This window comes from Pseudaminobacter sp. Soil_N_29 (genome assembly GCF_057656055.1).
On sequence record NZ_JBDGLC010000006.1, the window covers coordinates 337,425 to 364,268 of the forward strand.

The window sequence follows — 26,844 nt, forward strand, 5'->3', positions numbered from 1 at the left end:
CCGGGCGTGGAACAGCTTTCCAAACTGCTTCCGATCCTTGGTCCTGCGTTTCGGGTTTCGAACATGGCTGAGAATTATCAGGCAAGTGCAGGAAATGTGGTGGCCGGCATCGATGTCGGCGGCACCTTCACCGACCTGATCATGATTGATGCAGCCGCGGGCAGGGTGCGCATCGCCAAGACCCCCACCACCGCGGAAAACCAGGCCTTCGGCGTGGTCGCCGCCCTTGCCGAGACCGGCTTTGCGGTGGCCGACATCGATCTCATCGTGCACGGCACCACCACCACCACCAACGCCGTGCTGGAACGCCGGCTGGCCAAGACCGGCATGATCACCACACGCGGTTTTCGCGACGTCATCGAGCTCGGCCGCCGCACCCGGCCGCAGGCCTATGGCATGACCGGCGTGTTCGTGCCGGTCATCCCGCGCAATCTAAGGCTGGAGGTGTCCGAGCGCGTGGAGGCCTCGGGCGCGGTGCGCGTGCCGCTCGACGAAAACGAGATGCGCGCAGCGGTGCGCCAGCTACTGGAAGCCGGCTGCGAGTCGCTGGTCATCCATTTCCTGCACTCCTACGCCAATCCCGCGCATGAATTGCGCGCGCTGGAGATCGCGCGAAAACTCTGGCCTAATGGCTACATCACCGCCGGCCACATGCTGTTGTCGGAAGCGCGCGAGTTCGAGCGCGGGGTGACGGCGGCCATCAATGCCTCGGTGCAGCCGATCCTCGAGCGCTATGTCGAGCGGCTGCGCCGCGAACTGGGCGAGCGCGGCTACGCCCGCGACTACCTCATCATGAACGGCAATGGCGGCATGATCTCGGCCCGCAACGTCACACGTGAATCGGCCAAGACGGTCATGTCCGGCCCGGCTTCCGGCGTCATCGCCGCCGCCTATACGGGCCGGCGCGCCAGCTACGAAAATCTCGTCACCTACGACATGGGCGGTACCTCCACCGATGTCGCTCTGATCCGCAACGCCGAGCCGGCGGTCTCCAACGAGATCGAGATCGAATACGCCATGCCTATCCATGTGCCGATGGTGGCCGTGCATACGGTGGGCGCGGGCGGCGGCTCCATTGCGCGCGTCGACGCTTCCGGCCTCATCCAGGTTGGCCCGGCGAGCGCGGGCGCCGACCCGGGCCCGATCTGCTACGGCCGCGGCGGCATGGAACCCACGCTCACCGACGCCAATCTGGTGCTGGGACGCCTCGACCCAAAGCGGCTGCTTTCGGTCGATCATCCGGTCACGCCCGAGCACGTACAAAAAATCTTCGCCGAAAAAATCGGCCGCGCCACCGGGCTCGACGGCGTGGCGGCGGCCGGTGCGGTACTGAAGCTAGGCAACCTCAAGATGGCCGGCGCGATCCGCATGGTTTCCATCGCGCGCGGCCACGATCCGCGCGACTTCGCGCTGTTTGCCTTCGGCGGCGCGGGGCCGCTGCATGCCTCGGCGCTGGCCCGCGAGCTCGGCCTGCCGAAGGTGCTGGTGCCGGCGCGGCCGGGCATCACCAACGCGCTGGGCTGCGTGGTGGCCGACCTGCGCCACGACTTCGTCAACACGGTCAACCAGCCGGTGGCGAGCCTCGACGAGCGGCGCATCGCGGAAATCCTTGCCGCGCAGCGCGCCGAGGGTGAGGCGCTGATCGCGAGGGAGGCGGTGAAGCCGCAATCCATCCGCGTCACCCATTCGGCCGACATGCAGTTCGTCGGCCAGACGCATATCCTCAACGTGCCGCTGCCCTCCGGCGCGGTCACGCGGGCCGAGTTGCAGGCTTTGTTCGAAAAGGCCTATTTCGCCCGCTTCAAGGTCGAGCTGCCGGAAATCCGCGCCAATCTGGTCAACCTCAACACCTCGGTCACCGGCGTGCGTGCGGCGGTCGATCTTTCCGGGCTGATCGACCCGGCCGGCCGGGCGGCGACGCTTGAAGGGGCGCTTCGCGAGGTTCGCCCCGTGTGGTTCGGCGGCCACTGGCGCGACACGCCAGTTTATGCCCGCGAAAGATTGCCGCTCGATGCTGTGCTCAAAGGCCCGGCGATCCTCGAGCAGATGGACGCGACCACGGTTCTAGAGCCGGGCGACCGCGCGCGCGGGGATGCTGACGGGAATATCGTGATCGAGGTGGGCTCGTCATGAAGAGTTGCATCGGCTGGACATTCGTCAACGGCTTTGACTTCACCGAGTCCGAGGCATGGATTCCCGACACTCTCCGCTCCCTGCGGTCGCTCACGAGGTCGGGAATGACGGATTCCATTTTGCGCCTCGGCAAATCCCTCAGGTTGGTGATTGGCGAGGCGGGACATGAAGTCCGTCATTCTCGACCTCGGAGCGAGTGCGAAGCGCGAGCGGAGAGTGTCGGGAATCCATGCCTCGGACTCGATGAAGCCAGAGCGGGCGGAAAATATTGTCTGGGGGCCAAGCCAAAATGACCTCCCTCGACGCCATCACCCTCTCCGTCATCCAGGCAGCACTCCAGCAGGCCTGCGACGAGATGGACCTGACCTTCTCCCGCGCCGCCTTCTCGCCCGTCATCGCCGAGGCCAACGACCGCTCCGACGGCATCTATTCGGCCGAGGACGGTTCGCTGATCGCGCAGGGAAGCCAGGGCCTGCCGGTGTTCGTTGGCGTCATGCAATATTCCACCCGCACCATCATCGAGATGATCCGCGACGGCCGCTGCGCGCCCCCGCAGGAAGGCGACATCTACATCGTCAACGATCCCTATCTCGGCGGCACGCACCTCATGGACGTGCGCTTCGCCATGCCGGTGTGGCGCGGCGGACAGATATTCTGCTGGCTGTCCAACACCGGCCACTGGCCAGACATCGGCGGCGCGGTGCCGGGCGGCTTTTCGGCCTCGGCCACGTCGGTCGAGCAGGAGGGCCTGCGCCTGCCGCCGGTAAAGCTCTTCAAGCGCGGCGTGATGGACCCCGAGATCTACGCCATCATCTGCTCCAACATTCGCGTGGCCGACCAGCGCATCGGCGATATCAAGGCGCAGGCCGCCGCCCTCATGGTCGGGCGCGACCGGCTCGTGGAAATCTTGGACCGTTACGGAGACGAAACCGTTGTCGCGGCAATCGCCGAGCTGCGCCGCCGCGCGGCCGAGCAGATGCGCGCGCACATCGCGCCGATCCCGGATGGCGTCTATCGCGCAAAAGCCTTCGTCGATTCCGACGGAGTGGTGGACCAGCCGCTCACCATCGCGCTCGCGGTCGAAAAGCGGGGCGACACGCTCACCTTCGACTTTGCCGGTTCCAGCCCTCCCTGCACAGGACCCATGAACAGCGTGCTCGCCACCACGCTGTCGTCGGTCTATCTCGCCATGCGCCACATCTTCCCCGACGTGCCGATCAGCGCCGGGGCCTTCGAGCCGCTGGTGGTGAGGCGGCCGGAAGGCACGTTCCTCGACGCCCGCTATCCGCGCCCCGTCTCGGGCTGCGCGGCCGAGGTGTCGCAGCGCATCGCCGAGGCCGTCTTCGCCGCCATGGTGCAGGCGCTGCCCGATCGCGTCACCGCCGCACCCGCCGGTTCCAGCGGCAATTTCGCGCTTGGCGGGCACGATCCGGCGCGCGGGCGCGACTACGTCATGTACCAGATCTCGGGCGGCGGCTATGGCGGCAATTTTTGGCACGACGGCCTGTCCAATGGCTGCTCCACCATCGGCATCTCGAAATCGCCGCCGGTGGAAATCATGGAGCAGGCCTATCCGGTGCTCTACCGCCACTATGCGTTGCGTGAAGGCTCCGGCGGCGCGGGCCAGCATCGCGGTGGTTTTGGGCTCGCCTATGAGGTGGAACTGCTGCGCGGCGAGGCGCGCGCTTCCTTCGTCATGGACCACGGCCGAACCGGCCCGCAGGGTGTGCGTGGCGGACGCGACGGCGCGGTCAACGAGGTCACCGTGTTCCGCAATGGCGCAGCCCACGTGCCGCCGCATCTGTCCAAGGAGCAGGACATTTTTCTGAAGGCCGGCGACCGCGTGCGCGTCGGAACGCCGGGCGGCGGCGGCTATGGCGACCCGCGTCTCCGCGATCCCGAACTGGTGCTGCGCGACGTGCGGCTGGGCTATTATACGCCGGCGCAGGCCGCCGAGCTGTTCGGGGTGGTGGTAGATGCGTCTGGTACGGCCATCGACCGCGAAACGACGCGGGCGTGGAGGGTGAAGCTGGCAGGTGTGGAGTAAGCAATCGAGGGTGGGATAGCCGCGCGCTTCACCCCAGCTTGCCCAGAAGCCGCATCAGCGTCGCCGCTTCCTTCCGCGTCAGCGGCGCCAGCGTTTCGGCGGTGATCTGGCGGGCCAGCGGAATAAGCTTCTCCACCGCCGCTCCCCCCTCCGCCGTCAGGCTCACCAGCAGCCGGCGCTTGTCGGCCTCGTGCGGGGCAAGCTCCACCAGCCCGCGCACCCGCAGCCGGTCGATCACGCCCTTCACGGTCGCCGCATCCATGGCGATCAGGCTGCCGAGCTGGTTCTGCGAGGTCGCGCCGATCTCGTGCAGCTTCGCCAGCGCCGCGAATTGCGGCGGCGTCAGGTCGGCGATGTGCGCGGCGAAGATCGCCACATGGCGCTGGTGCGCGCGCCGCAGCGCGAAGCCGATCTGGTCCTGCAGGCGGTATTCGGGTAGCTCCCCGGCATCGGCAAGTTTTACGAGATCATCTTCGCCGGTCATGCGCTGGCTCCGATGCTGGGCCGCCCTTCCACGGGCGCGCGGAAACGCGGAAAGGCGCCCGCCTCGGCTGGCTGGGACGCCAGTTGCCCGCGGATTCGCGACTGGCCGGCGAGGAACAGCGCAGCCGCCACGATCAGCCCCTCGCGACGAAATTCTTCGGCGAGCAGAAGCCCGGCGTTCAGCGCCTGTCCGACCTCGGCCGACGACAGCGGCCCCACCGCGCGGGTTACGGGGCGCTCGCCTAGGTCGCTGTCGGGAGCAAGATCGCGGGCCGGCACGCGCGTGATGCCCGGATGGCCGGGGAGGTCGACGGCATTGGCGATCAGCGTGGCAGCGGCGTCGGCCTGCGCGGCTGTCGCTGCCAGCACCGTCACTGCATCGGCGATGCCGAGCGAAAACGATCGCCCGCGCCAGCCGGAAGTAGCGATGCCGCCGACGCCGTCGCCTGCGCGCACCGCCAGCCGGTCGGCAAGGCCGTGGCCGGTGCCGCCCACCGCCGCGGAAATGGTCTCGCCGGGCGCGAGATGAAGCGCGATGTCGCCGCCATTGTTGACATAGGCCTTTTGCAAGCTGCGGCCGGCAAGCATGGCGGCGAGGATTTCGTCGGCCACCGCGCCCGCCACCGCTGCCATGGGCGTGATGAAAAGGGCCGACAGCGGCGCCACCGCCGCCTCCATGCGCCGCGCCACCGGCCCGGCAAAGCCGCGCGGCTCAGGCCCCGCCCGTCGTCGCAGTTCGGCAAGCTCGGACACCAGTTCCGGCAGCACGGTCTGGAACCGCGCCACCGCCTGCGCATAGGCCGCGCGCATTTCGTGCGCGTCGCCAAAAGCCTCGACGATCAGGTCGATGGGGCCATGGTTGAGGTGCAGCCGCCTTCCGTCCGGCAGCCACGTGGCCTGCGGCCCGGTCATGGCTTGCCGCCCGGCCAGCGCCGCAGTTGCTGCAGCGGCGGCCATGGATTGCCGGCCGGCGCGTCCCGCTGCTCGCGCGGATTAAAATATTCGCCGCCTTGCGCCAGCACGTCGTCCACCGTGCGAATCGCGCCCGCGTAGCCGCCGAGCCGGAGATAGTCTTCGCGGCGCAGGGTGAATTCGATCGGCGCCACGAGCGCCGGCGTCGGCACATAGCCGAAGGCGTTCTCCGGCACGCGGGTCACGTCGACCATCAGCGTGATGCCGCCGCCCGGCCAGACATAGACCGGCGCGCCGCCGACAGTCACATAGGTCTGCAGCCCCTGCACCGAGCGGGTGAGATTGACCGGATTTTCCACCACCCCGGCGCGCAAGGACCCGCCGGCCCCGCCGACGAACAGCACGGTGCACAGGGCGGGCTCGCAATTCTCCTCGATCAGCCGCACCGATTTTTGCAGCCGCTCCGGAAACGGCCTTTCGACCGGCCGCAGTTCCTCGTCGAGCTCGTAATAGGCGAACTGCTCGCCGGTGGTCGAAACCATGAGCAGCGACAGGCCGGCGCGCGCGCCCTTGGCCGGGTTCCACGGGCCGAGGATGGACAGCGGGTCGGAAATGGTGGTGCCGCCCCAGCCCAGCCCCGGCTCCGAGACCTTGAAATAGCGGCCGGGCGTCGAGCGCCGCCCGATGATCTTTATGCCCGTGTCCGCCCAGCCCAGCACCTTGCCGGCCTGGTGCTCGGAGACGACGCCGGTGATGTGGTCGTCCACCACCACCACCTCGTCCACCAGCCCGCGCCATTGGGTGGCGAACATGCCAATGGTGGCCGAGCCGCAGCCCACGCGCATGCGGTGCTCGGCCTTGCCGTCGATGATCGGCGCCTTGCCCGCTTCGACCACCACGCTGGCGCCGCCGTCAATGGTCAGTTCAACCGGTTTCTTGTTGCACAGATCGAGCAGGGTGGCGCAGGTGACGCGGCCTTCCGCCTTGGAGCCGCCGGTCAGGTGGTGCACGCCGCCCAGCGACAGCATCTGCGAGCCATATTCGCCGGTGGTTACGTGCCCCACCGCCTCGCCCTCGGCGCGCACCGTGGCTGTCTCGGGGCCGAGATGGCGGTCGGTGTCGATCTTCACCTTGACGCCGCAGTAGGAAAAGATGCCCTCGGTGACGACGGTGACCAGGTCGACGCCCTCGACCTCCTGGGAAACGATGAAGGGGGCGGGCTTGTAGTCGGGATAGGTGGTGCCGGCGCCGATAGCGGTGACGAAGCGGCGGCCGTGGTCGATCAGCTCGCCGGTCCACGGCTCCTCGGCACCCGCGAAGTGCACGACCTCGCCGCCGGTTTCGATGCGGTGCTCGAGGATGGTCAGAGGGTCGCAGCGCACGATGCGCCCGCCGAAATTGCCGTAGCGGTCGCAGGCGCCGGTGCGGCCCTCGGCGATGTAGCACATTACCGGGCAGGCATCGCAGCGCAGTTTTTCGCCTTCGCGCTGTTCGCCGGGGTCGTCGAAGCGTTCGGAAAGCCCGCTCATGGGGCTGCCCTCGCAAATCGGAGCTCTACGTTGCTCTTCTCTGTCCCGCCGGATATCGCAAAAAGGGCAGGGCAATTGCACTTGAAATCACCCCCACCCCTAACCCCTCCCCACAAGGGGGAGGGGAATTTTGCTGCACGGCCGCCCGGCACCAATCTTTGCCGTTCTTGGGAGCTATGGCGGCGAAATCGTCCCCCTCCCCCTTGTGGGGAGGGGACAGGGGTGGGGGTATCAAAGCATCTCGAAAAAGCACCTGCCATGAAAGTGCTCATGCCTGCCCGCCCTCCATTGTCGCGTTCATCGCGGCCATGATGCGGCTCGGCGTGGCCGGCAGCTTCGTCACCAGCACGCCGGTGGCATGGCGGATGGCGTTGAGGATCGCGGGCGCGGTCGGGATCAGCACATGCTCGCCCAGCCCCTTGGCGCCGAATGGTCCTTCCGGGTCCGGAATTTCCACCAGAATGGTCTCGATGGGCGGCACGTCGCCGATGGTGGGGATGAGATAGTCGTGCAGGTTTTCGGTGCGGCCGGGGATGTATTCCTCCATGAGCGCCATGCCGATGCCTTGCGCGATGCCGCCCTCGATCTGCCCTTCCGCGAGCAGCGGGTTGATGGCGCGGCCGACATCGTGCGCGGCGGTGATTTTTATCAGCTTCACAGTGCCGAGCGTCATGTCGACCTCCAGCTCGGCGATTTGCGCGCCGTAGCCATAGACGGCATAGGGCTTGCCCTGGCCGTTTTCGTCGAGCGGGGTGGTTGGCGGGTCGTAGGTTTCCTGCGCCGAAAACACTAGGCCGTCGGCATCTGCTGCGAGCGAGCCGAGATCGATGCGGCGGACGGCCTGGCCCTCGCGGATAACCAGCGTGGCGCCTTCCAGATGCAGCGTGGCGCGCTCCGAAACATTGGCAAAGCGCAGGATTTTATCGCGCAAGGCCTGCGCCGCCTTCTCGCCCGCCTTGCCGCTGACAAAGGTTTGGCGCGAGGCCGAGGTCTTGCCGGCATCGGGCGAGATCGCCGTGTCGGCGCATTTCAGCCGCACCAGTTGCAGCGGCACGCCGAGCGTGTCGGCAACGATCTGCGCGATCACCGTGTTGGAGCCCTGGCCGATGTCGACCGCGCCCTGGTGCAGCACCACATGCCCGTCGGGCGAGAGGCGGAGCCTGATGGTCGAGGGGTTGGGCAGCGAGGTGTTGCCGCAGCCATACCAGCAGGAGGCCACGCCGACGCCGCGCCGGCGCGCGTCGTTGTTGGCGTTGAAGGCTACCGCGTCGGCCAGCGCGCGCTGCCAGTGCGGCTTCAGCGCTTCGAGACAGGCGCCAATGCCGACGCCTTCCTCCAGCCGGTGGCCGGTCACCGTTTCGGATCCGTTGCGAAGGCAGTTTCGTAGGCGGAATTCCAGCCGGTCGAGCCCCGCCTTCTGCGCCAGCTCGTCGTAAAGCGTCTCCTGCATGATCGTGGCCTGCGGCACGCCGAAGCCGCGAAAGGCACCGGAGATCGGGCCATTGCTGTGAAGGGCACGTCCGAGCGCGCGGTAGTTTGGCGTCACATAGGGGCCGGAGGCATGGACCGGCACGCGGTTGGCCACCGTCGGCCCCCAGCTCGCATAGGCGCCGGTGTTGAAGTCGCCGCAAAACACCATGCCGGCGATGCGGCCGTCGGCGCCGGCGGCAATGGTGGCGCGCATGGTGGCCGGGTGGCGCTTGGTGGACGCAACCATGGATTCGCCGCGCGTGTAGACAAGTGCCGCCGGCCTGCCGGTTTTCAGCGCCACGAGGCCAATCAGCGGCTGCACCGAAAGATCGAGTTTGGAGCCGAAGCCGCCGCCGGTCGCGGTGGGCACGATGCGCACCTTCTCCGGCGGCAGGCCGAGCACCCTGGCCGTGTCGTCGCGGTCCATATAGGGCGCCTGCGTGCAGGCGGTGACCACCAGCGTGTCGCCCTCCATATGCGCAAAGCCCGCCTCCGGCTCGATATAGGCATGCTCGACATAGGCGGTCTCGATCTCGCCGGATACGACATGAGCGGCATTGGCAATCGCCGCTTCCGGGTCGCCGCGCCGGACAAAGCCTTGCGTGAGCAGGTTTTCCGGCCGGTCGGCGTGGATGAGGTCGTCGTTCTGGCGCGGCTGGAGGCTATGCGGCAGTTCGGTCCAGGTGATCGGGAATTCCGCGAGGTCGAGATCGAGTATCGCCTCGCGCTCGCCCGCCACCACCGCCACCGCCTCGCCACGGAACCGCACTTCGCACTCGGCCAGCGCCGGCTGGTCGGCGAAGGCGGGAATGACGCCGAAACGGTTTTGTCCCGGAATATCTGCGGCGGTGAAGATGCCGACGATGCCGGGGGGGTGCGCGCGGTATGCGTCGAGGTCGCCGAAGGCAAAGCTTGCCCGGTGATAAGGCGAGCGGATCACGGCGACGGCCAGTGCATCGTTCGGGAAGGAATCGGCGCCGAATTTCTCCGCGCCGGTTACCTTGGCGATGCCGTCGAGCCGCACGGGCGAGGCGCCGACCGCGTGGCCGGCGGCGGGGAGCCGGGGGTCCAGTTCGCCGGCGTGGCTGCCGGCCTCCATCACCGCCGCGATGATTTTCCGGTAGCCGGTGCAGCGACAAAGGATGCCTCCCAGCGCGTCCTTCACCTGTTCCTCGGAAGGCGCGGGCGTCTGTTCCAGCAGCGCGCTTCCGGCGACCAGCAGCGCGGGCGTGCAGATGCCGCATTGGGCCGCGCCATGGGCGAGGAACGAGGCCTGCAGCGCCGAAAGGCTGCCATTGGAAAGCCCCTCCACCGTGCGCACCGCCGCACCCTCCACCGATGCCGCCGGCACGAGGCAGGCGCAGACCGGCTCGCCGTCGACCAGCACGGTGCAGGCGCCGCAGTCGCCGGCATCGCAGCCGACCTTGGTGCCGGTGAGCCGCAGTTCGTCGCGCAGCACGGTGGACAGGCGGCGGAGCGGTGGGACGTGGATTGCGACGGTGGCGCCATTAACCTCGAGGTTCAGGGCAATCCGCGCCGCGCTCATGCCGCTGCTGCCCTCGCATCGACCGCATCGGCGGCGGCGCGCACTGCCCGCGTGACGATCTCGCGTGCCGCCCCGCGCCGGTAGGCGGCGCTGCCGCGCACGTCGTCGATGGGGGCCAACTCATCGAAAGCGGCTTCCGCCACAGCTTCGGCAAGAGCCGGGCCCACGGGCAAACCGTACAGGGCGGCCTCCAGATTGTGCAGCCGACTGGCCACGGCAGAGCAGGCGCCGACTGCCACCGCGGCCTGCGTAACGACGCCCTCCGCAACCTCCAGGCGCGCGGCCGCCATGGCGATGGAGATGACGAGATAGCGCCGGCTGCCGAGCTTTTGGAAGGCGGATGCGCCGGCAATTGCCTGTTTCGGCACGCGGATCGCCGTCACCATTTCGCCGGCCTGCAACGCGGTGCGGCGGTTGCCGAGGATGAAGTCGGAAAGCGGCAGACAACGGGTGGAGCCCAGCGCCCGCAACTCCACTTCGGCGTCGAGCACCAGCAGCGCCGGCACGCCGTCGGCGGCGGGCGAGGCGTTGCAGAGATTGCCGGCTATCGTCGCACGGTTCTGGATCTGGATGGAGCCGACCTCGCGGGCGGCCGCCTGCAGGGCGCCGAAGGCCGGCGCCAGGTCATGGCGGGCGATGTCGTTCCAGGTCGTTCGGGCGCCGATGACAAGGTGCGTGGCGGTTTCAAAAATGCCCCGGAGTTCGGCAAGGCCGTTCAGGTCGAGCACGTTGCCCCGCACGGGGCGGTCGCCGAGCGCCGGATAGAAATCGGTGCCGCCGGCCAGCAGAAGCCAGCCGTCATCCTGTCCGAGAAGGGTCAGCGCGTCTTCGAGCGCCGTTGGTTTCGCGTATCGGTGCACGCCATGCCTCCCGAGCATGACCGGTCGCAGAAATCATTTGTATGCGAATGGTATCAGGGGACTGTTGCTTTGCAAGGCGCCTTTCGGCCGGTGCCCGGTTGCTTCATGCGTGGTTTCATAGGTGGTGTGCAGCAAGGGCGGTTGACGAGCGCACGCTTCTGGCCGAGTTTCGGCGCTACGGTTTGGAGAGTGGATTTGAAATGGCCGAAGAAGCGCTGATCGTCATCGACGTGCAGAACGATTTTTGTCCGGGCGGCAGCCTTGCCGTGGCCGAGGGCGACAAGATCGTGCCCCTGATCAACGAGATGATCGGCAGCTTCGAGCATGTGATCATGACGCAGGACTGGCACCCCGCCGACCATTCCAGCTTCGCCTCGAACCATTCCGGCAAGCAGCCCTACGAGACGATCGAGATGCCCTATGGCCAGCAGACCCTGTGGCCGGATCACTGCGTGCAGGGCTCGGGCGGCGCGGCATTCCACCCAGGGCTCAAGTGGAGCAAGGCCGAGCTGGTCATCCGCAAGGGTTTTCGCAAGGGCATCGACAGCTATTCCGCCTTCTTCGAGAATGACCGCAAGACGCCTACCGGCCTTGCCGGCTACCTGAAGGAGCGCGGCATCAACAAGATCACGCTGGTCGGCCTGGCGACGGATTTCTGCGTCGCCTATTCAGCACTCGACGCCATCGACCTCGGCTTCGAAGCGACCGTGCGGCTGGATGCCTGCCGTGCCATCGACCTGGGCGGCTCGCTGGAAACGATGCTGGGCAAGATGCGGGACGCCGGCGTAAAGCTCGCCTGAGCGACGGCGGCATTGACGCCGCCGCAACAACCCGCAGTATCCATGGACTTCTTCCGCCTTGGCTCAACCGTTGGCCAAGATGGCGGCTTGTTTGACGTTGTCGTTTGGTTCAAGAAGGCGTCGAAGATTCGAAAAGTCCACTGGCTTTCCGTAACGAATGGGGCCGCCGGCGCATCATTTGCCGCAGCCATTCCTGAAAGATGAAAACGATGACTGCGATAGAAGCCGGCGCGCGGGCGCCGGCAAGTCCTTGGCGTCACGAATTTCGTGCGATGCTGGCGCTGGCCTGGCCGATGATCCTGACCAATCTCGGCCAGACCGCGATGACGGCCACCGGCGTGATGATGATGGGGCGGCTCGGCTCCGATGCCCTTGCCGCCGGCGCGCTGGGCTCGAGCCTCTACTTCGCGCCGATGATATTCGGTCTCGGCCTCATCCTGGCAACGTCGCCGATGATGGCCATCGAACTCGGCCGCAAGCGCCATTCGGTGCGTGACATCCGCCGCACGGTACGCCAGGGGCTGTGGCTGGCGGTGTGCGTCAGCATCCCGATATGGGCCTTCCTGTGGCAAGCGCAGCCGGTTCTGATGGCGATGGGCCAGGACGCCGAACTGGCCCGCCAGTCGGCCACATATGTGCATTGGCTGCAATGGGCCGTGCTGCCGTTCTACGGCTATATCGTGCTGCGCTCCTTCATTTCGGCACTGGAACGACCGCGCTGGGCGCTGGTCATCGTGTTTTTCGCGGTCGCCTTCAACGTGCTGGCCAACTGGTGCCTGATCTTCGGCAATCTCGGCTTTCCGGCCATGGGCATCGCCGGCTCGGGCCTGGCGACCAGCCTGTCCAGCACCTTGATGTTCGTGGGCATGGTGGCTGTGGTGACGCTCCAGCCCAAATTCAGGCGCTACCGGCTGTTCGGGCGGTTCTGGCGTGCCGACTGGCCGCGCTTCACCGGGCTTCTGAAGCTCGGCCTGCCCATCGCCGGCATCATGGCTTTCGAAGTCACCATCTTCAACGCCGCCGCCTTGTTCATGGGCATCATCGGCGCGGCGTCGCTTGCAGCGCATGCCATCGCCATGCAGATCGCCTCCATCAGCTTCATGGTGCCGCTGGGCCTGGGCCAGGCGGTGACCGTGCGGGTCGGCCTTGCCTTCGGCGCGCGCAACCGCGAAGGCATCAGCCGCGCCGGCTGGATGGCCTTCGCGCTTGGCGTGGGGTTCATGTCGCTTGCCGCACTGCCGATGGTGCTGGCGCCGGAGATGCTGATCGGAGCCTTCATCGACCTTGCCGACCAAGACAACGCAGCCGTCGTTGCGCTGGCCGTGTCCTTCCTCGCCTTCGCCGGCCTGTTCCAGATCGTCGATGGCGCACAGGCGGTAACGGCCGGCATGCTGCGCGGCCTGCACGACACCAGGGTGCCGATGCTCTACGCGGCGTTCGGCTACTGGGGCATCGGCCTGCCGCTCGGCGTGCTGCTGGCCTTCCCGCTCGGCCTGGAAGGTGTCGGCATCTGGACCGGGCTGTCGTCCGGGCTGGCGGTGGTGGCCGTGCTGCTGTTGTGGCGCTGGCTGCGGCGCGACAGGCTGGATCTCGTGCGGGCGGGGTGATCGGACCGCGCTTTGGCTGTCTCGCAACGTCGTTTTTTGTCGGTCCAGCACGGTATAGTTGAGGCAAAATCGCGGTTTCGATGCTAAGAGGCTGTCGGACAAGCAGAAAGCGCATGAAAAGGCTCTCCTGAATGACCAAGACCGATATTGCCCGGCGCGTCTACAACCATACCTGGAAGCTCGATCCGATCGTACGCAGCCTGCTCGACACGGATTTCTACAAGCTGCTGATGCTTCAGATGATCTGGGGCATGTATTCCGACGTCGACGTCACCTTCTCGCTGATCAACCGCACCACCTCGGTCCGGCTGGCGGAGGAAATCGACGAGCAGGAGCTGCGCGAGCAACTGGACTATGTCCGCACGCTGCGCTTCACCAAGAAGGAAATGATCTGGCTGGGCGGCAACACCTTTTACGGCCGCAAGCAGATATTCGAGCCCGAATTCCTCGCCTGGCTGGAGAATTTCCAGCTGCCCGAATACGAGCTGTCGAAGCGCGACGGCCAGTACCATCTCGAGTTCCACGGGCCGTGGATGTACACGATGATGTGGGAAATCCCGGCGCTGGCCATCATCAACGAGCTGCGTTCGCGCGCGGCGATGCGGCCGTTCGGTCCCTTCGCGCTCGATGTTCTCTATGCGCGTGCCAAGGCAAAGCTGTGGGCAAAGATCGAGCGGCTGCGCCAGCTTCCGGGCTTGAAGATTTCCGACTTCGGCACGCGCCGCCGTCATTCGTTCCTGTGGCAGCGCTGGTGCGTGGAGGCGCTGAAGGAGGGGATCGGCGAGGCCTTTACCGGCACTTCCAACGTGCTTCTGGCAATGGACACCGATCTCGAGGCGCTTGGCACCAACGCGCACGAACTGCCGATGGTGCTGGCGGCAATGGCCGACAGCGAGGAAGAGCTGCAGCGCGCGCCCTATCGCGTGCTGGAGGACTGGCAGCGCTACTATGGCGGCAACCTGCTGATCGTGCTTCCCGACACTTTCGGCACCACCGCCTTCCTGCGCAATGCGCCCGACTGGGTGGCCGACTGGACCGGCTTCCGGCCCGATAGTGCCCCGCCGATCGAAGGTGGGGAAAAGATCATCTCCTGGTGGCGCGAAAAAGGTGTCGACCCGCGCAACAAGCTGCTCATCTTTTCCGACGGGCTCGAGGCCGAGGCGATCGAGGAGGCCTATCGCCACTTCGAAGGCAGGGTGCGCATGTCGTTTGGCTGGGGCACCAACCTGACCAACGATTTCGAGGGCTGCGCGCCGCACGAGACCAAGGGGCTCAACGCCATCTCGCTGGTCTGCAAGGTCACCAAGGTCAATGGCCGCAATGCGGTGAAGCTTTCCGACAATCCGGCCAAGGCCACCGGCGACCTGCGCGAGATGGAGCGCTATCTGCGCATCTTCGGCGGAAACGACCGCGTGGAGCATCTGGTCAAGGTCTGACATTACCGACCCGCGGGCGAGCGCCGGCCAGTCCAGCCTGGCCGCCAGCCACCCCCTGCGTTCGACTGGCCGTGACCTCTCCCGGCGCTGCTGCCGTGCGGCCGAGCGCGGGTGGTCGCGCGCCATTTGGCTCTCCTGGAAAATGTCTCCGCCGCGACGACGGCCCTGCCTGAGAATACCCATTGCAGCCGCGCAAGAGGCGACTCGCGACCACTTCCCGCCGCCGCCTAGTTGCAAACGATTTGCAATTGCATTGACAGGTGCAATTGCGACCTCTATCAAAGCGGGGCAGGGTCGCACCCTTCCGCGGCCGCAGGTCCAACAAAGCGGGATTTACATGACACGCATGCGCAGTTTCCTCGTTTCGACCATGTTGCTCGGACTTGCCGTCTGGAGCATCGGCACGGCCCAGGCTGCGGACAAGATGCAGGTGGTGACGACCTTCACGGTCATTGCCGACATAGCCGGCAACGTGGCCGGCGATGCTGCCGACGTGGTGTCGATCACCAAGCCCAATGCCGAAATCCATGAATATCAACCGACGCCGGGCGATCTGATCAAGGCGCAGAAGGCCGACCTGATCCTGTGGAACGGGCTGAACCTTGAACTCTGGTTCGAAAAGTTCTTCTCCAATCTGAGCGGCGTTCCGGGCGTGGTGGTTTCGGAAGGCGTGGAGCCGATGGGCATTTCCGAGGGGCCGTATAGCGGCAAGCCCAACCCGCATGCGTGGATGTCGCCCGAGGCCGCGCTGATCTATGTCGAAAATATTCGCAAGGCATTTTCCGAGCAGGACCCGGCCAACGCCGAAACCTACGCCAAGAATGCTGCTGCCTATTCCGAAAAGATAAAGGCCGAGGTTGAGCCGATGCGGGCGGCGATTGCCGGCATTCCCGCAGAGCGGCGCTGGCTCGTCACCAGCGAGGGCGCCTTCTCCTATCTGGCGCGCGATTTCGGCCTGAAGGAGCTTTATCTCTGGCCGATCAACGCCGACAGTCAGGGCACGCCGCAGCAGGTGCGCAGGGTGATCGACGCGGTGCGCGCCAACAACATTCCGGCCGTCTTCTCCGAAAGCACGGTGTCGGATGCGCCGGCCAGGCAGGTGGCGCGCGAGACGGGAGCGGCCTATGGCGGCGTGCTCTTTGTCGACTCGCTGAGCGACGAAGGCGGCCCTGTGCCGACCTATCTCGACCTGCTGCGCGTCACCACCGAAACGATTGCCAAGGCGTTGGTGCAATGAACATGGCTGCCCCGAAAGCGATTGCGGCGGCCGAGGGCAGCGGGCTCAGGGTCGAGCACATCACCGTCACCTATCGCAACGGCCACACGGCCTTGCGCGACGCCTCCTTCGCCATCCCCACCGGCACCATCACGGCGCTGGTGGGGGTGAACGGCAGCGGCAAGTCGACCCTGTTCAAATCGATCATGGGTTTCGTCCCACTGGCGGCCGGCAAGGTCGAGATCCTCGGCATGCCCGCGGCAAAGGCGCTAAAGCAGAATGCCGTTGCCTATGTGCCGCAGAGCGAGGATGTCGACTGGAATTTTCCGGTCCTCGTCGAGGACGTGGTGATGATGGGCCGCTACGGCCACATGAATTTTCTCCGCATGACCCGCCCGGTCGATCGCGAGGCGGTGGATGCAGCACTTGAGCGCGTGGGCATGAGCGCCTATCGCAAGCACCAGATCGGCGAACTGTCGGGCGGGCAGAAGAAGCGTGTTTTCCTGGCCCGCGCGCTGGCGCAGGAAGGAAAAATCATCCTGCTCGACGAGCCCTTCACCGGTGTCGACGTGCGCACCGAGGAGGCCATCATCGAGCTGTTACAGGCGCTGCGCGCCGAGGGCCGGGTGATGCTGGTCTCGACCCACAATCTCGGCAGCGTGCCGCGCTTCTGCGACCGCACCGTGCTCATCAACCGCACCGTGCTGGTCTATGGCCCGACCTCCGAGGTTTTCACCCAGGACAATCTGCAGAAAACCTTCGGCGGCGTGCTGCGCCAGTTCATTCTCGGCGGAGCAGAGCTTCACCAGGATGCGGATCCGCGCAAGATCACGGTGCTGACCGACGACGAGCGTCCGCTGGTGTTTTATGGCGAGGAAGCCGGCAAGGCGGAGACTGCCGAATGAGCGCGGTCCTGCTCGAACCCTTTTCCTACGGCTACATGCTCAATGCTATGTGGGTGTCGGCGCTGGTCGGCGCCGTCTGCGCCTTCCTGTCGGCCTATCTGATGCTGAAGGGCTGGTCGCTGATCGGCGATGCGCTCTCGCACTCCATCGTGCCGGGCGTGGCCGGCGCCTATATGCTGGGCTTGCCCTTCGCCATGGGCGCCTTCCTGGCGGGCGGGCTGGCGGCGGGCGCCATGCTGTTCCTCAACCAGCGGACGAAGCTGAAGGAAGACGCCATCATCGGCCTGATCTTCACCTCCTTCTTCGGACTCGGTCTTTTCATGATCTCGCTGTCGCCGGCCTCGGTGAACATCCAGACCATCGTCCTGGGCAACATCCTCGCCATCACGCCGGCCGACACGCTGCAGCTCGTCATCATCGGCGGCGTGTCGCTCGCCGTCCTGCTCGCCAAATGGAAGGACCTGATGGTCGCCTTCTTCGACGAAAGCCATGCCCGCTCCATCGGGCTCAACCCCGACTGGCTCAAGGTGCTGTTCTTCACGCTTCTGTCCGCCTCGACGGTTGCCGCGCTGCAGACGGTGGGGGCTTTCCTGGTCATCGCCATGGTGGTGACGCCGGGGGCAACCGCCTATCTGCTGACCGACCGCTTTCCGCGGCTGATCGCAACCAGCGTCGGCATCGGCGCGGCGACCAGCTTCATCGGCGCCTATGCCAGCTATTTCCTCGATGGTGCAACCGGCGGCATCATCGTGGTGCTGCAGACGCTGATCTTCCTTTGCGCCTTTGTGTTTGCGCCCAAGCACGGCATGCTGGCGGCGCGGCGCAGGGCGCGCCAAGCACTGGAGGCGGGGCTGTGAGCGAGCTTTTCGAGATGCTGGCGATGCCCTTCGCCTTCCCCTTCATGCAGCAGGCCTTCATCATCGCCGTCCTGGTGGCAGTGCCGATGGCGATGCTGTCCTGCTTCCTGGTGCTGAAGGGCTGGTCGCTCATGGGCGATGCCATCAGCCATGCCGTGCTGCCGGGCGTGGTGCTGGCCTATCTCGCCGGCTTGCCGCTTGCGGTCGGCGCCTTTGCGGCGGGCATGGTCTGCGCGCTCGCCACAGGCTTCCTCAAGGAAAACAGCCGCATCAAGGAAGACACGGTGATGGGCATTGTCTTCTCCGGCATGTTCGGGCTGGGAATCGTGCTCTACACCAAGATCGAGACAGAGGTGCATCTCGACCACATCCTGTTCGGCGACATGCTCGGCATCACCTGGGGCGACGTTGCGCAAAGCGGCATCATCGCGCTGGTCGTGGTCGGGGCCATCGGCATTTTCCGGCGCGACCTGCTGCTCCATGCCTTCGACCCGCAGCATGCCCGCGCCATCGGGCTGCCGGCACGCCTTCTGCACTACGGCCTGCTGTCCATCCTGTCTCTGACGATCGTGGGCGCTCTGAAGGCCGTGGGCATCATCCTGGCGATCGCCATGCTGATTGCGCCGGGGGCCATCGCCTTCCTGCTTGCCCGCCGATTTTCGCAGATGGTGGCGATCTCGGTGCTGGTGGCGGTGGCGGCGTCGTTCCTCGGCGTCTATCTCAGCTTCTTCATCGACAGCGCACCGGCGCCGACCATCGTGCTCCTGATGAGCCTCGCCTTCGTGGCGGCGTTCCTGCATGCGCGGGCAAAGACGGCGCGTGCGGAAAGAAAGCCGGCCTCTGCAGGCTAGGCAGCCGCGACGGCGGCGCCGTTGCGGGCGAACGAGCGGCCATCCTCGCCGAAGAGGTGAAGGTTGGCGGGGTCGGCGGCAAGTTGCAGGACGGATCCGCGCTTCACCGGCGCGCCGCCCGGCAGCTTGACCACCAGCGGCTCGTTGGCCCGGCCGATCTCGACATAGACGAGCTGCACCTCGCCGAGCTGCTCGAGATAGTCGACCGTGCCTTCGAACAGGCAATCCGCGCCGGTGCCGATGCGCAGGTCTTCCGGCCGCACGCCGAAGCTGACCTTCGAGCCCACGGCCGCTCCAGGGGTGGCGACCGGCACCTCCACCTCGCGCCCATCCGCCAGCGAAACGCATGTCGGCCGCCCGGCCTGCTCGATCCGTGCCGGCAGGATGTTCATGGCCGGCGAGCCGATGAACTGCGCCACGAACAAATTGCCGGGATGGCAATAGAGGTCCATCGGCGAGCCGACCTGCTCCACGCGGCCGTCCTTCAGCACCACGATGCGGTCGGCCAGCGTCATCGCCTCCACCTGGTCGTGGGTGACATAGACCATCGTCGTGTCGGGCATGCTCTCCTTGAGCTTGGCGATCTCGATGCGGGTGGCGACGCGAAGCGCGGCGTCGAGGTTGGACAGGGGCTCGTCGAACAGGAACACTTTCGGGTTGCGCACGATGGCGCGGCCGATGGCCACGCGCTGGCGCTGGCCACCCGACAGCGCCTTGGGCAGGCGGTCGAGATATCTGGTCAGTTGCAGGATGTCGGCTGCCTGACGCACGCGCCGGTCGATCTCGGCCTTGCTCTCGCGCGCGATCTTCATGCCGAAGGCCATGTTGTCGTAGACGGTCATGTGCGGGTAGAGCGCATAGGATTGGAACACCATGGCGATGCCGCGCTTCGACGGCGGCACGTCGTTCACCGTCTCGCCGGTGATCCGCAATTCGCCCGAGGTGATGTCCTCAAGCCCGGCAATGGTGCGCAGCAGCGTCGACTTTCCGCAGCCCGACGGCCCGACGAAGACGATGAACTCGCCCGATTTGATATCCAGATCGATGCCGTGCAGGATTTCCAGGCTGCCATAGGCCTTCCTGATCTTGCTGAGCGTGAGATCGGCCATAATGTCCCCCCTTTGCTCTCCGGCGATCAGGCTCGTCGCCCGAACCAGGCATCATAGGCGCCGAGCCTGACTGTGCCCGCTTCCGCCTTGGCTGAAAAGCCGTGGCCGGACAGCGGCGTTGCCGACCCGCCAAGCTCGACCGCCGCGGGCTGCGCGCCGAGATTGAAGACGCAGACGATCTCCTCATTGCCCTCGCGGCGTGTGAAGGCGACCGTGTCGCCATCGCTCGGCAGGAAGGCGATGTCGCCCTTTGCAAGCGCGGGGTGGGCACGACGGAATGCGAGGAAGCGTCGATAGTGCTCCAGCAGCGAAGCCTCGTCACCCGCCTGGGTGTCCACCGCCAGCGCCTTTTGCTCCGGCGAGACGGGCAGCCATGGCTTGGCGGTGGAAAAGCCGGCATTTTGTGCCTTGCTCTCCCACACCATCGGCGTGCGGCAGCCGTCGCGCCCCTTGAATTCCGGCCAGAAGCGGATGCCGTAGGGGTCTTGCAGGTCATCGAAGGCAAGCTCGGCCTCCCCGAGGCCCAGTTCCTCGCCCTGGTAGATGCAGACCGAGCCGCGCAGAGACATCAGGAGCGCCGAAAGCACCTTCAGATAGGCAGTGCGGTCGCCCACGCCTTCGCCCCAGCGCGAGGCGTGGCGGATCACATCATGGTTGGAAAAGGCCCAGCATGACCAGCCGGCGCTGGCGACCCGACCAAAGGTCTCCAGCACATTGCGCACCTTGGCGGCGCTGATCTTCTCTGGTCCCAGGAAGTCGAAGGCGTAGCACATCTGCACGCGGCGGTCGCCGGCGGTGTAGGCAGCGACGATGTCGAGCCCGCGCTGCGCGTCGCCCACCTCGCCCACGGCCGCGGCGGCCGGATATTCGTCGAGCAGCGCGCGAAAACGTTCCAGGAAGCCGAGGTTTTCGGGCCGGCTCTTGTCGTAGAGGTGATCCTGATAGTTGTAGGGGTTGACCGACGGCGCGATGGAATCGTTGCGCCGTTCCGCAGGCAGCGGCGGGTTGTCCTCCAGTCCGAGCGAGTGGAAGTAGAAGTTGATCGTGTCGAGCCTGAAACCATCCACGCCGCGCTCCAGCCAGAAGCGGGTGGCCTCCAGCACCGCGTCCTGAACCGCCGGATTGTGGAAGTTGAGGTCGGGCTGTTCGGCGAGGAAATTGTGCAGGTAATATTGCTGCCGGCGCGTGTCCCACTGCCACGCCGAGCCGCCGAAGATCGACAGCCAGTTGTTGGGCGGCGTGCCGTCCGGCTTCGCGTCGGCCCAGACGAACCAGTCGGCCTTCGGATTGTCGCGCGAGGCGCGGCTTTCCTTGAACCATGGGTGCTCGTCGGAGGTGTGGGAGATGACCTGGTCGATCATCACCTTCAGGCCAAGGCGATGAGCCTCGTCAAGCAGGGCGTCGAAATCGGCAAGCGTGCCGAACATCGGATCGACGTCGCAATAATCGGAGACGTCGTAGCCGAAATCCTTCATGGGCGACTTGAAGAAGGGCGAGATCCAGATCGCGTCTACACCCAGAGAGGCGATGTAGGGCAAGCGCCGGACGATGCCCCGGAGGTCGCCGATGCCGTCGCCGTTGGAATCCTGAAAGCTGCGCGGATAGATCTGGTAGATCACCGCGCCGCGCCACCAGTCCCGGTCGACTGCGGGTTCCGGTCGTTCGATCTTGCGTGCGGCTTGCATGGGGTCAGCCTCCCTTGACGGAGCCCGCGAGCAATCCGCGGACGAAATAGCGTTGGAGTGAGAAGAACACGCCAAGCGGTACCAATATGGTGACGAAGGCCGAGGTTGTCAGGATTTCCCAATTGCCGCCGCGCGAGCCGAGCAGGTTGTTGAGCCGGGCCGTCAGCACCATCTGGTCGGCGTCGGTGCGCAGGAACACCATCGCAACCAGCAGGTCGTTCCACACCCACAGGAACTGGAAGATGGCGAAGGAGGCGAGCACGGGAAACGACAGGGGCAGCACGATCTTGACGAAGATCTCGAAATCGCTGGCGCCGTCGATGCGCGCCGATTCCATGATCTCGCGCGGCAAGCCGGCGATGTAGCTCCTCAGCAGATAGATGGCGAAGGGCAGGCCGAAGCCGGTATGGGCCAGCCAGATGCCGAGATAGGTCTTGACCGGCACGCCGAAGAAGGCGCCGACGCCGTTGTACATCTTGAGCAGCGGGATGAGCGACATCTGCAGCGGCACGACCAGCAGGCCGATGATGGTGGCAATCAGCAGCGCGCGGCCGGGAAAGCGCATCCACGCCAGAGCATAGGCGGCGAACGCGGCAATCAGGATGGGGATGACCGTGGCCGGCACCGTGACCGTCAGCGAATTGATGAAGGAACGGCCGATGCCTTCGGAAAACAGTACGGTCTTGTAGTTCTCGGCGGTGAAGTTGGGCGGGATCGACGCCGCATAGTAGATGCGCCGGGCGCGATCGCCCTCAAAGGCCACCGGCGAGGACATGACATAGGAGCCGTCGTCGTTGACCTGTAGCGTCACGCCGTCGCCGAGGTCAGCCACCGAACCGGCCTGGAATTCGGTCGGCGCCTGCGCCTTGATGCCGAAGGCGGTCAGCGCGCGGCTGTCGCCGGCGCCAAACAGGTTGCCCATGATGAGGAACCTGCCGTCTTTCTCCACCTGGTCGGCTGAGCCGGCGAGGCGGCCGGCTTCGGTGTGGGTTGCGGTGGTCAGCGCCGTCCACCAGCCCGAGGCCACAATCTGGTCCTTGTAGCGCAGCGAGGAGACCAGGATGCCGAGCGTCGGGATCGTCCAGAGCACGACAAGGGCGGCGACCGCGATATGGACGCCGAAGCGGCCGAGGAAGGATTTTCCGCGCGAACCGGCCACGTCAGCGGCCCCCGTCTTCGCGGGTTGCCTGGCGGATGTTCCAGACCATGATCGGCACCACCGCCAGCATGATGACGATGGCGATGGTGGCGCCGCGGCCGTAGTCGGTGCCGCGGAACATCCAGTCGAACATCAGGTTCGCCAGCGTGTTCGTGTTCCACTGGCCGTTGGTCATGGTCAGGATGATGTCGAACACTTTAAGCACCAGTATGGTGATGGTGGTCCAGACCACGGCGATCGTGCCCCAGATCTGCGGCACCATGATCTTCCAGAATATCTGAAAGGGGCTGGCGCCATCGATCGTCGCCGCCTCGATGGTTTCCTCCGGGATGCCACGCAGCGCCGACGACAGGATGACCATGGCAAAGCCGGTCTGGATCCAGATCAGGATGACCATGAGGAAGAAATTGTTCCAGAACGGCGTCGAGACCCAGACCTGCGGATCGCCGCCGAAGAACTGGACGATCGCGTTGAGGATGCCGATCTGGACCTGCCCGTCGCCGCGATATTCATAGACGAATTTCCAGATGACGCTGGCGCCGACGAAGGAGATGGCGAGCGGCATGAAGATCAGGCTCTTGGCGATGGTTCCCCACCAGATCCTGTCGGTCAGCACGGCGATCACCAGCCCCAGGAAGGTGCAGGCTGCGGGCACGACGAGCAGCCAGAGCAGGTTGTTGAAGATCGCCTGCCGGAATTCGCGGTCGCCCAGCGCCCAGGAATAGTTGGCGAGGCCGACGAAGCCCTGGCCGCCGCGATCATGGAGCGAATAGTAGAAGGTCGCGAAGACCGGATAGATCAGATAGACGGTGAGGATGATCAGGGCAGGCCCGACAAACAGCCAAGGCCGGATGTAGCCCTGCCGGCGCAGATTATCGATTGCGGCAGCGCCTGAGACCCCGCGCGAGGGAAAGACGAGATCGAGCAGGCGGTTGGCGGCCCAGAAATAGACCACGCAACCCCCGACGCCAATGAGCACCGTGATGACCGCAGAGAGGATCTGTGCCGTCATGGGATTTTTTCCCCTGTTGGGCAGTGTGCGCGCTGGTGAATTTCCCCCTCAGCCTTTCGCAAGCCACCCTCTCTCTACGAAGTTAGGGTAATCGCATATGCGGTGACCTACCCCCACTCCGCCTCGCTTCGCTCGGCACCTCTCCCCCTCAAAAGGGGAGAGGAAGGGTGCCAAGCTTGCGGACGGCGATTCCTCTCCCCCGTCGAGCGGGGGAGAGGTGGTTTGCGAAGCAAACCGGAGTGGGGGTCGATAACCCCGCCCCAGTGCGGAAAAGTGCCCGAGCATTGCGGAGGGCGGGCGAGGGGCATCGATCGAGGCGCCCCCCTTACTTGATCGCGTCCCAGCTCCTCTGAACCTCGGCGGCGACGTCGGCCGCCGGCTTGCCGCCGACGAGATCGATCATGCCGGTCCAGAAGGCGCCGGCGCCGATCTTGCCCGGCATCAGGTCCGAGCCGTCGAAGCGGAAGGTCGAGGCCTCCGCGAGGATTTCGCCCTGCTTCCTCAGCGCGTCGCTGGCGTAGGTGTCCTTGTTGACCGCCTTGAACGGGGTGACGAAACTGCCCTGCGCCATCCACAGCTCATGCGCCAGCGGCATCTTCAGGAATTCGATGAAGGCGCGCGCCGCCTTCGAATCCTTGGTGATCATGGCCAGCGTGCCGGCACCCAGCACCGGATTGCCGAGCTCCGGCTTGGAGGCATAGGGCGGGAAGTAGAAGAAATCCGCATCCTGGCCGAGCTTGGTGCCTTCGGGGAAGAAGGACGGGATGAAGGAGGCCTGATGGTGCAGGTAGCACTTGGGCGGCACCGCAAAGAGGCCCTTGGGGCTGTCGCGGAAGTCGGTCGCGGCCACGGCGGCAGCGCCGCCATCCACCAGTCTGTCGTCGGTGGCGATCTTGGCAAAGATGTCGAGCGCGCCGACCACCGCCGGATCGGTGAACGGGATTTCGTTCGTCACCCATTTGTCGTAGGTCTCGGGCGACTGCGTGCGCAGCATGATGTCCTCGACCCAGTCGGTGGCCGGCCAGCCGGTTGCGCCGCCGGAGCCGAGGCCGATGCACCAGGGCTTGCCGCCATCGGCCACGATCTTGTCCGACAGTGCCTGCAATTCCTCCTGCGTCTTCGGAACCTTGTAGCCGGCTTCCTCGAAATTGTCGGGCGAGTACCAGACCAGCGATTTCACGTCGGCCTTGTAGGGGAAGGCGAAGAAGCCGGGCTTGCCGTCCTTGTCGGTATAGGTGCCGAGATCGACCCAGGACTGGCCCGCGCCATAGTTCTCCTTGAGCCACGCGGCCGTGTCGTCGCCGAGCGGCGTGAGAAAACCCTTGGAGGCAAGATCCTGGATCAGGCCAGGCTGCGGCAGGATGGCGATGTTGGGCGGGCTGCCGGCCTGGGTGTCGATGACGATCTGCTGCTCGTAGTTTTCGGACGAGGAATATTTCACGTCGACGCCGGTGGCATCGATGAAATATTCGAGCACGTTGCGCACCAGCGCCTCGTCCTCGCCGCGCCACGGGCCGAAGATGGTCAGCGTCTCGCCCTTCAGGTCGACCTTCTTCAGCTCGTCCAGATCGGCCCAGTGAAAGCGGGTGTCCTCGCCCGGCTTGAACTTCAGCTCCGCATGCGCGGGCGCGCCGAGCGCGAGTGCTGCCAGTGCAACGCCCAGAAAAAGGCACTTCTTCATCGATTGTCCTCCCGTTCGGTCACTCCCCGGACGAACCTCCCTTCGTCCCGCCGACACCGCCCCGGGCGCCCCGCTTCTGGCGGGCTCGCAGGCTTTCGAACGAACTTTCTTCCGAAAGTTTCCAAAGCGCTTTGGCTGATGAGTATCATCGCTGGGGAAAAAGCAACGAGTCAAGCGCCATATGGGATGAATCGATTTAAGTGCGTATTTCTGGTGCATTGCAGCATGGTTTTGCATTGCACTGGCAATTTCCACTTCTGAAATTGTGCCGTCCGGCCTATGCTGATTTGTGTTAGCGGGAATGCAACTTTGAAATCTTTTGAAGCGCTTTGGGAAGAGAATCAGTGAACCTCAAACAGCTCTCCCGCATGCTGGACCTGTCGCAGACCACGGTCAGCCGGGCTCTCAACGGCTATCCGGAGGTGAGCGAGGAAACGCGCCGGCGCGTGGCGGACGCCGCAAGGCGGCACGGCTACAGGCCCAACCCGAGCGCGCGCCGGCTGGCCACCGGCAAGGCCGGAATGATCGGCTATGTCATGCCCACAGGCGCCAGCGTCGACATCGATCCGCATTTCGTCGAGTTCCTGTCCGGGCTCGGCGACTATGCCCGGGCGCATGAGCTGGACCTGGTGCTCTCCCCGGCCGAGGCGGATGACGAGGAGACGACCTATCGCCGGATCGTCGCCAACAAGCAGGTGGATGCCGTCTATATCTCGGCCCCGCGCCATGCCGACCGCCGCATCGCGCTGGTCCAGCAACTGGGCATTCCCTACATCGTTCACGGCCGCAGCGAGGAGCTCGACTTCGACTATCCCTTCCTCGACATCGACAACGAGGCTGCCTTTCACGACGCGGCAAGGCTGATGGTCCAGCTTGGACACAAGCGCATCGCGCTGGTGAATGGCGACGAGACGCAGACATTCGCCATCTGCCGCGAGCGCGGCGTCCGGCGCGCGCTCGACGCCAGCGGACTGGTGCTGCCGCCGACCATGCTTCGCTCGGTGGCGATGACGGAGGAAAACGGCTATCGCGCCGCCCGAAGCCTGCTGATGCAGGACGAGGCGCCGACGGCGATCGTGTGTTCCAGCCTGATCATGGCGCTGGGCGTGGTGCGCGCAGCGCGCGACCTGGGCCGCAGCATTCCGCGCGACCTGTCTCTGATCGCCCATGACGACGTTTTCCCCTGGCTGAAGCCGGAAAACTTCCCGGTGCCGCTCGCCACCACGCGTTCTTCCATACGGGCGGCCGGCCAGCGCATCGCCGAGCGGCTGGCGGCACGCATCTCCGGGCAGGAGGCGGGCGCGCTTGGAGAAGTCTGGCCGGTCGACCTCATCGTGCGAAGCTCCATTGCCGGTGCGCCGGCCTGAGTGCGCCTGCGGAGAAGCCTCGCCGGATTTGGCTATCGACATTCGCGGCGCGGCAGATTAGGGCGGGGGAAATTCCTGCAAGCCCGTTCGAAAGGCCCGGACATGACCGCAAAAACCCTGATCGCGCCCTCGGTTCTGTCGGCCGATTTCTCACGCCTCGGCGACGAGGTCGAGGCGGT

The 26,844-nt window shown here is 65.7% G+C and carries 20 protein-coding genes and 1 pseudogene; 11 read left to right on the top strand and 10 right to left on the bottom strand.

Features of this window, described 5'->3' with window-relative positions; all coding sequences use genetic code 11:
* Positions 1 to 63 precede the first annotated feature (63 nt).
* Complete coding sequence (locus AC3A4H_RS16095) at positions 64 to 2,133, top strand: hydantoinase/oxoprolinase family protein (RefSeq protein ID WP_487767579.1); 2,070 nt, start codon at positions 64 to 66, stop codon at positions 2,131 to 2,133.
* Positions 2,134 to 2,422: 289 nt separating this feature from the next.
* A complete protein-coding gene (locus AC3A4H_RS16100) occupies positions 2,423 to 4,180 on the top strand; it encodes a hydantoinase B/oxoprolinase family protein (protein ID WP_487767580.1) in 1,758 nt (585 codons plus the stop codon).
* Between the two features lie 28 nt (positions 4,181 to 4,208).
* Here the strand turns inward: AC3A4H_RS16100 and AC3A4H_RS16105 are convergent, their stop codons facing one another.
* The 5 genes from AC3A4H_RS16105 to AC3A4H_RS16125 form a co-directional block, all read right to left on the bottom strand.
* Complete coding sequence (locus AC3A4H_RS16105) at positions 4,209 to 4,664, bottom strand: MarR family winged helix-turn-helix transcriptional regulator (RefSeq protein WP_487767581.1); 456 nt, start codon at positions 4,662 to 4,664, stop codon at positions 4,209 to 4,211.
* Positions 4,661 to 5,575, bottom strand: a complete 915-nt coding sequence (locus AC3A4H_RS16110; protein WP_487767582.1) for a UPF0280 family protein — start codon at positions 5,573 to 5,575, stop codon at positions 4,661 to 4,663. Before AC3A4H_RS16110 ends, AC3A4H_RS16105 begins: the two co-directional genes overlap by 4 nt.
* Positions 5,572 to 7,104 (bottom strand): 6-hydroxynicotinate reductase, encoded by a 1,533-nt coding sequence (locus tag AC3A4H_RS16115; RefSeq protein ID WP_487767583.1) that lies wholly within the window; start codon positions 7,102 to 7,104, stop codon positions 5,572 to 5,574. Before AC3A4H_RS16115 ends, AC3A4H_RS16110 begins: the two co-directional genes overlap by 4 nt.
* Before the next feature lie 268 nt (positions 7,105 to 7,372).
* Positions 7,373 to 10,120 carry a molybdopterin-dependent oxidoreductase gene (locus AC3A4H_RS16120; protein WP_487767584.1) on the bottom strand — a complete coding sequence of 916 codons (2,748 nt, stop codon included), beginning with the start codon at positions 10,118 to 10,120 and terminating at the stop codon, positions 7,373 to 7,375.
* Entirely contained in the window at positions 10,117 to 10,980 is an 864-nt protein-coding gene (locus AC3A4H_RS16125) for an FAD binding domain-containing protein (RefSeq protein WP_487767585.1), read from the bottom strand. The genes AC3A4H_RS16120 and AC3A4H_RS16125 overlap by 4 nt, the downstream gene beginning before the upstream one ends.
* Positions 10,981 to 11,180: 200 nt before the next feature.
* On the opposite strand from AC3A4H_RS16125, the gene pncA reads away from it, so the two are divergent.
* The 7 genes from pncA to AC3A4H_RS16160 all read left to right on the top strand — a co-directional run bounded on the left by pncA (position 11,181) and on the right by AC3A4H_RS16160 (position 18,652).
* On the top strand, positions 11,181 to 11,780 hold the full coding sequence (pncA, locus tag AC3A4H_RS16130; protein ID WP_487767586.1) for a bifunctional nicotinamidase/pyrazinamidase: 600 nt from the start codon (positions 11,181 to 11,183) through the stop codon (positions 11,778 to 11,780).
* 209 nt (positions 11,781 to 11,989) lie between these two features.
* On the top strand, positions 11,990 to 13,387 hold the full coding sequence (locus AC3A4H_RS16135; RefSeq protein WP_487767587.1) for an MATE family efflux transporter: 1,398 nt from the start codon (positions 11,990 to 11,992) through the stop codon (positions 13,385 to 13,387).
* A gap of 131 nt (positions 13,388 to 13,518) precedes the next feature.
* Positions 13,519 to 14,823 (top strand): nicotinate phosphoribosyltransferase, encoded by a 1,305-nt coding sequence (pncB, locus tag AC3A4H_RS16140; RefSeq protein WP_487767588.1) that lies wholly within the window; start codon positions 13,519 to 13,521, stop codon positions 14,821 to 14,823.
* A gap of 370 nt (positions 14,824 to 15,193) precedes the next feature.
* The gene (locus AC3A4H_RS16145; protein WP_487767611.1) at positions 15,194 to 16,060 is read left to right on the top strand and encodes a metal ABC transporter substrate-binding protein; all 867 of its coding nucleotides are present in this window, start codon (positions 15,194 to 15,196) and stop codon (positions 16,058 to 16,060) included.
* On the top strand, positions 16,057 to 16,944 hold the full coding sequence (locus AC3A4H_RS16150) for a manganese/iron ABC transporter ATP-binding protein (RefSeq protein ID WP_487767589.1): 888 nt from the start codon (positions 16,057 to 16,059) through the stop codon (positions 16,942 to 16,944). The genes AC3A4H_RS16145 and AC3A4H_RS16150 overlap by 4 nt, the downstream gene beginning before the upstream one ends.
* Positions 16,941 to 17,801: a metal ABC transporter permease gene (locus AC3A4H_RS16155; protein ID WP_487767590.1), complete on the top strand. Its 861-nt coding sequence runs from the start codon at positions 16,941 to 16,943 to the stop codon at positions 17,799 to 17,801. The genes AC3A4H_RS16150 and AC3A4H_RS16155 overlap by 4 nt, the downstream gene beginning before the upstream one ends.
* 14 nt (positions 17,802 to 17,815) lie before the next feature.
* Positions 17,816 to 18,652, top strand: a complete 837-nt coding sequence (locus AC3A4H_RS16160; RefSeq protein ID WP_487767612.1) for a metal ABC transporter permease — start codon at positions 17,816 to 17,818, stop codon at positions 18,650 to 18,652.
* On the opposite strand, the gene AC3A4H_RS16165 is transcribed toward AC3A4H_RS16160, so the two are convergent.
* The 5 genes from AC3A4H_RS16165 to AC3A4H_RS16185 all read right to left on the bottom strand — a co-directional run bounded on the left by AC3A4H_RS16165 (position 18,649) and on the right by AC3A4H_RS16185 (position 25,298).
* On the bottom strand, positions 18,649 to 19,761 hold the full coding sequence (locus tag AC3A4H_RS16165; protein WP_487767591.1) for an ABC transporter ATP-binding protein: 1,113 nt from the start codon (positions 19,759 to 19,761) through the stop codon (positions 18,649 to 18,651). The genes AC3A4H_RS16160 and AC3A4H_RS16165 overlap by 4 nt on opposite strands.
* A 26-nt stretch (positions 19,762 to 19,787) precedes the next feature.
* Positions 19,788 to 21,446, bottom strand: coding sequence for a beta-galactosidase BglA (gene bglA / locus AC3A4H_RS16170; RefSeq protein ID WP_487767592.1), 1,659 nt, complete (start codon positions 21,444 to 21,446; stop codon positions 19,788 to 19,790).
* Between the two features lie 4 nt (positions 21,447 to 21,450).
* Positions 21,451 to 22,605 carry a carbohydrate ABC transporter permease gene (locus tag AC3A4H_RS16175; protein WP_487767593.1) on the bottom strand — a complete coding sequence of 385 codons (1,155 nt, stop codon included), beginning with the start codon at positions 22,603 to 22,605 and terminating at the stop codon, positions 21,451 to 21,453.
* Between the two features lies 1 nt (position 22,606).
* A complete protein-coding gene (locus AC3A4H_RS16180; RefSeq protein ID WP_487767594.1) occupies positions 22,607 to 23,617 on the bottom strand; it encodes a carbohydrate ABC transporter permease in 1,011 nt (336 codons plus the stop codon).
* Between the two features lie 325 nt (positions 23,618 to 23,942).
* Positions 23,943 to 25,298: an ABC transporter substrate-binding protein gene (locus AC3A4H_RS16185; protein ID WP_487767595.1), complete on the bottom strand. Its 1,356-nt coding sequence runs from the start codon at positions 25,296 to 25,298 to the stop codon at positions 23,943 to 23,945.
* A gap of 344 nt (positions 25,299 to 25,642) precedes the next feature.
* Here AC3A4H_RS16185 and AC3A4H_RS16190 point away from each other — a divergent pair, with 344 nt between their 5' ends.
* Both AC3A4H_RS16190 and AC3A4H_RS16195 read left to right on the top strand, forming a co-directional pair.
* Positions 25,643 to 26,665, top strand: a complete 1,023-nt coding sequence (locus AC3A4H_RS16190; protein WP_487767596.1) for a substrate-binding domain-containing protein — start codon at positions 25,643 to 25,645, stop codon at positions 26,663 to 26,665.
* A 102-nt stretch (positions 26,666 to 26,767) separates the two neighbouring features.
* A pseudogene (locus AC3A4H_RS16195) lies at positions 26,768 to 26,844 on the top strand (ribulose-phosphate 3-epimerase); the annotation flags it as partial.

Coding starts and splice junctions, on each gene's coding strand:
- AC3A4H_RS16150 (WP_487767589.1), top strand. CDS start 16,057: ATGAACATGGCTGCCCCGAAAGCGATTGCGGCGGCCGAGGGCAGCGGG.
- pncB (WP_487767588.1), top strand. CDS start 13,519: ATGACCAAGACCGATATTGCCCGGCGCGTCTACAACCATACCTGGAAG.
- AC3A4H_RS16165 (WP_487767591.1), bottom strand. CDS start 19,761: ATGGCCGATCTCACGCTCAGCAAGATCAGGAAGGCCTATGGCAGCCTG.
- AC3A4H_RS16105 (WP_487767581.1), bottom strand. CDS start 4,664: ATGACCGGCGAAGATGATCTCGTAAAACTTGCCGATGCCGGGGAGCTA.
- AC3A4H_RS16110 (WP_487767582.1), bottom strand. CDS start 5,575: ATGACCGGGCCGCAGGCCACGTGGCTGCCGGACGGAAGGCGGCTGCAC.
- AC3A4H_RS16185 (WP_487767595.1), bottom strand. CDS start 25,298: ATGAAGAAGTGCCTTTTTCTGGGCGTTGCACTGGCAGCACTCGCGCTC.
- pncA (WP_487767586.1), top strand. CDS start 11,181: ATGGCCGAAGAAGCGCTGATCGTCATCGACGTGCAGAACGATTTTTGT.
- AC3A4H_RS16135 (WP_487767587.1), top strand. CDS start 11,990: ATGACTGCGATAGAAGCCGGCGCGCGGGCGCCGGCAAGTCCTTGGCGT.
- AC3A4H_RS16120 (WP_487767584.1), bottom strand. CDS start 10,120: ATGAGCGCGGCGCGGATTGCCCTGAACCTCGAGGTTAATGGCGCCACC.
- AC3A4H_RS16160 (WP_487767612.1), top strand. CDS start 17,816: ATGCTGGCGATGCCCTTCGCCTTCCCCTTCATGCAGCAGGCCTTCATC.
- AC3A4H_RS16155 (WP_487767590.1), top strand. CDS start 16,941: ATGAGCGCGGTCCTGCTCGAACCCTTTTCCTACGGCTACATGCTCAAT.
- bglA (WP_487767592.1), bottom strand. CDS start 21,446: ATGCAAGCCGCACGCAAGATCGAACGACCGGAACCCGCAGTCGACCGG.
- AC3A4H_RS16100 (WP_487767580.1), top strand. CDS start 2,423: ATGACCTCCCTCGACGCCATCACCCTCTCCGTCATCCAGGCAGCACTC.
- AC3A4H_RS16180 (WP_487767594.1), bottom strand. CDS start 23,617: ATGACGGCACAGATCCTCTCTGCGGTCATCACGGTGCTCATTGGCGTC.
- AC3A4H_RS16115 (WP_487767583.1), bottom strand. CDS start 7,104: ATGAGCGGGCTTTCCGAACGCTTCGACGACCCCGGCGAACAGCGCGAA.
- AC3A4H_RS16145 (WP_487767611.1), top strand. CDS start 15,194: ATGTTGCTCGGACTTGCCGTCTGGAGCATCGGCACGGCCCAGGCTGCG.
- AC3A4H_RS16095 (WP_487767579.1), top strand. CDS start 64: ATGGCTGAGAATTATCAGGCAAGTGCAGGAAATGTGGTGGCCGGCATC.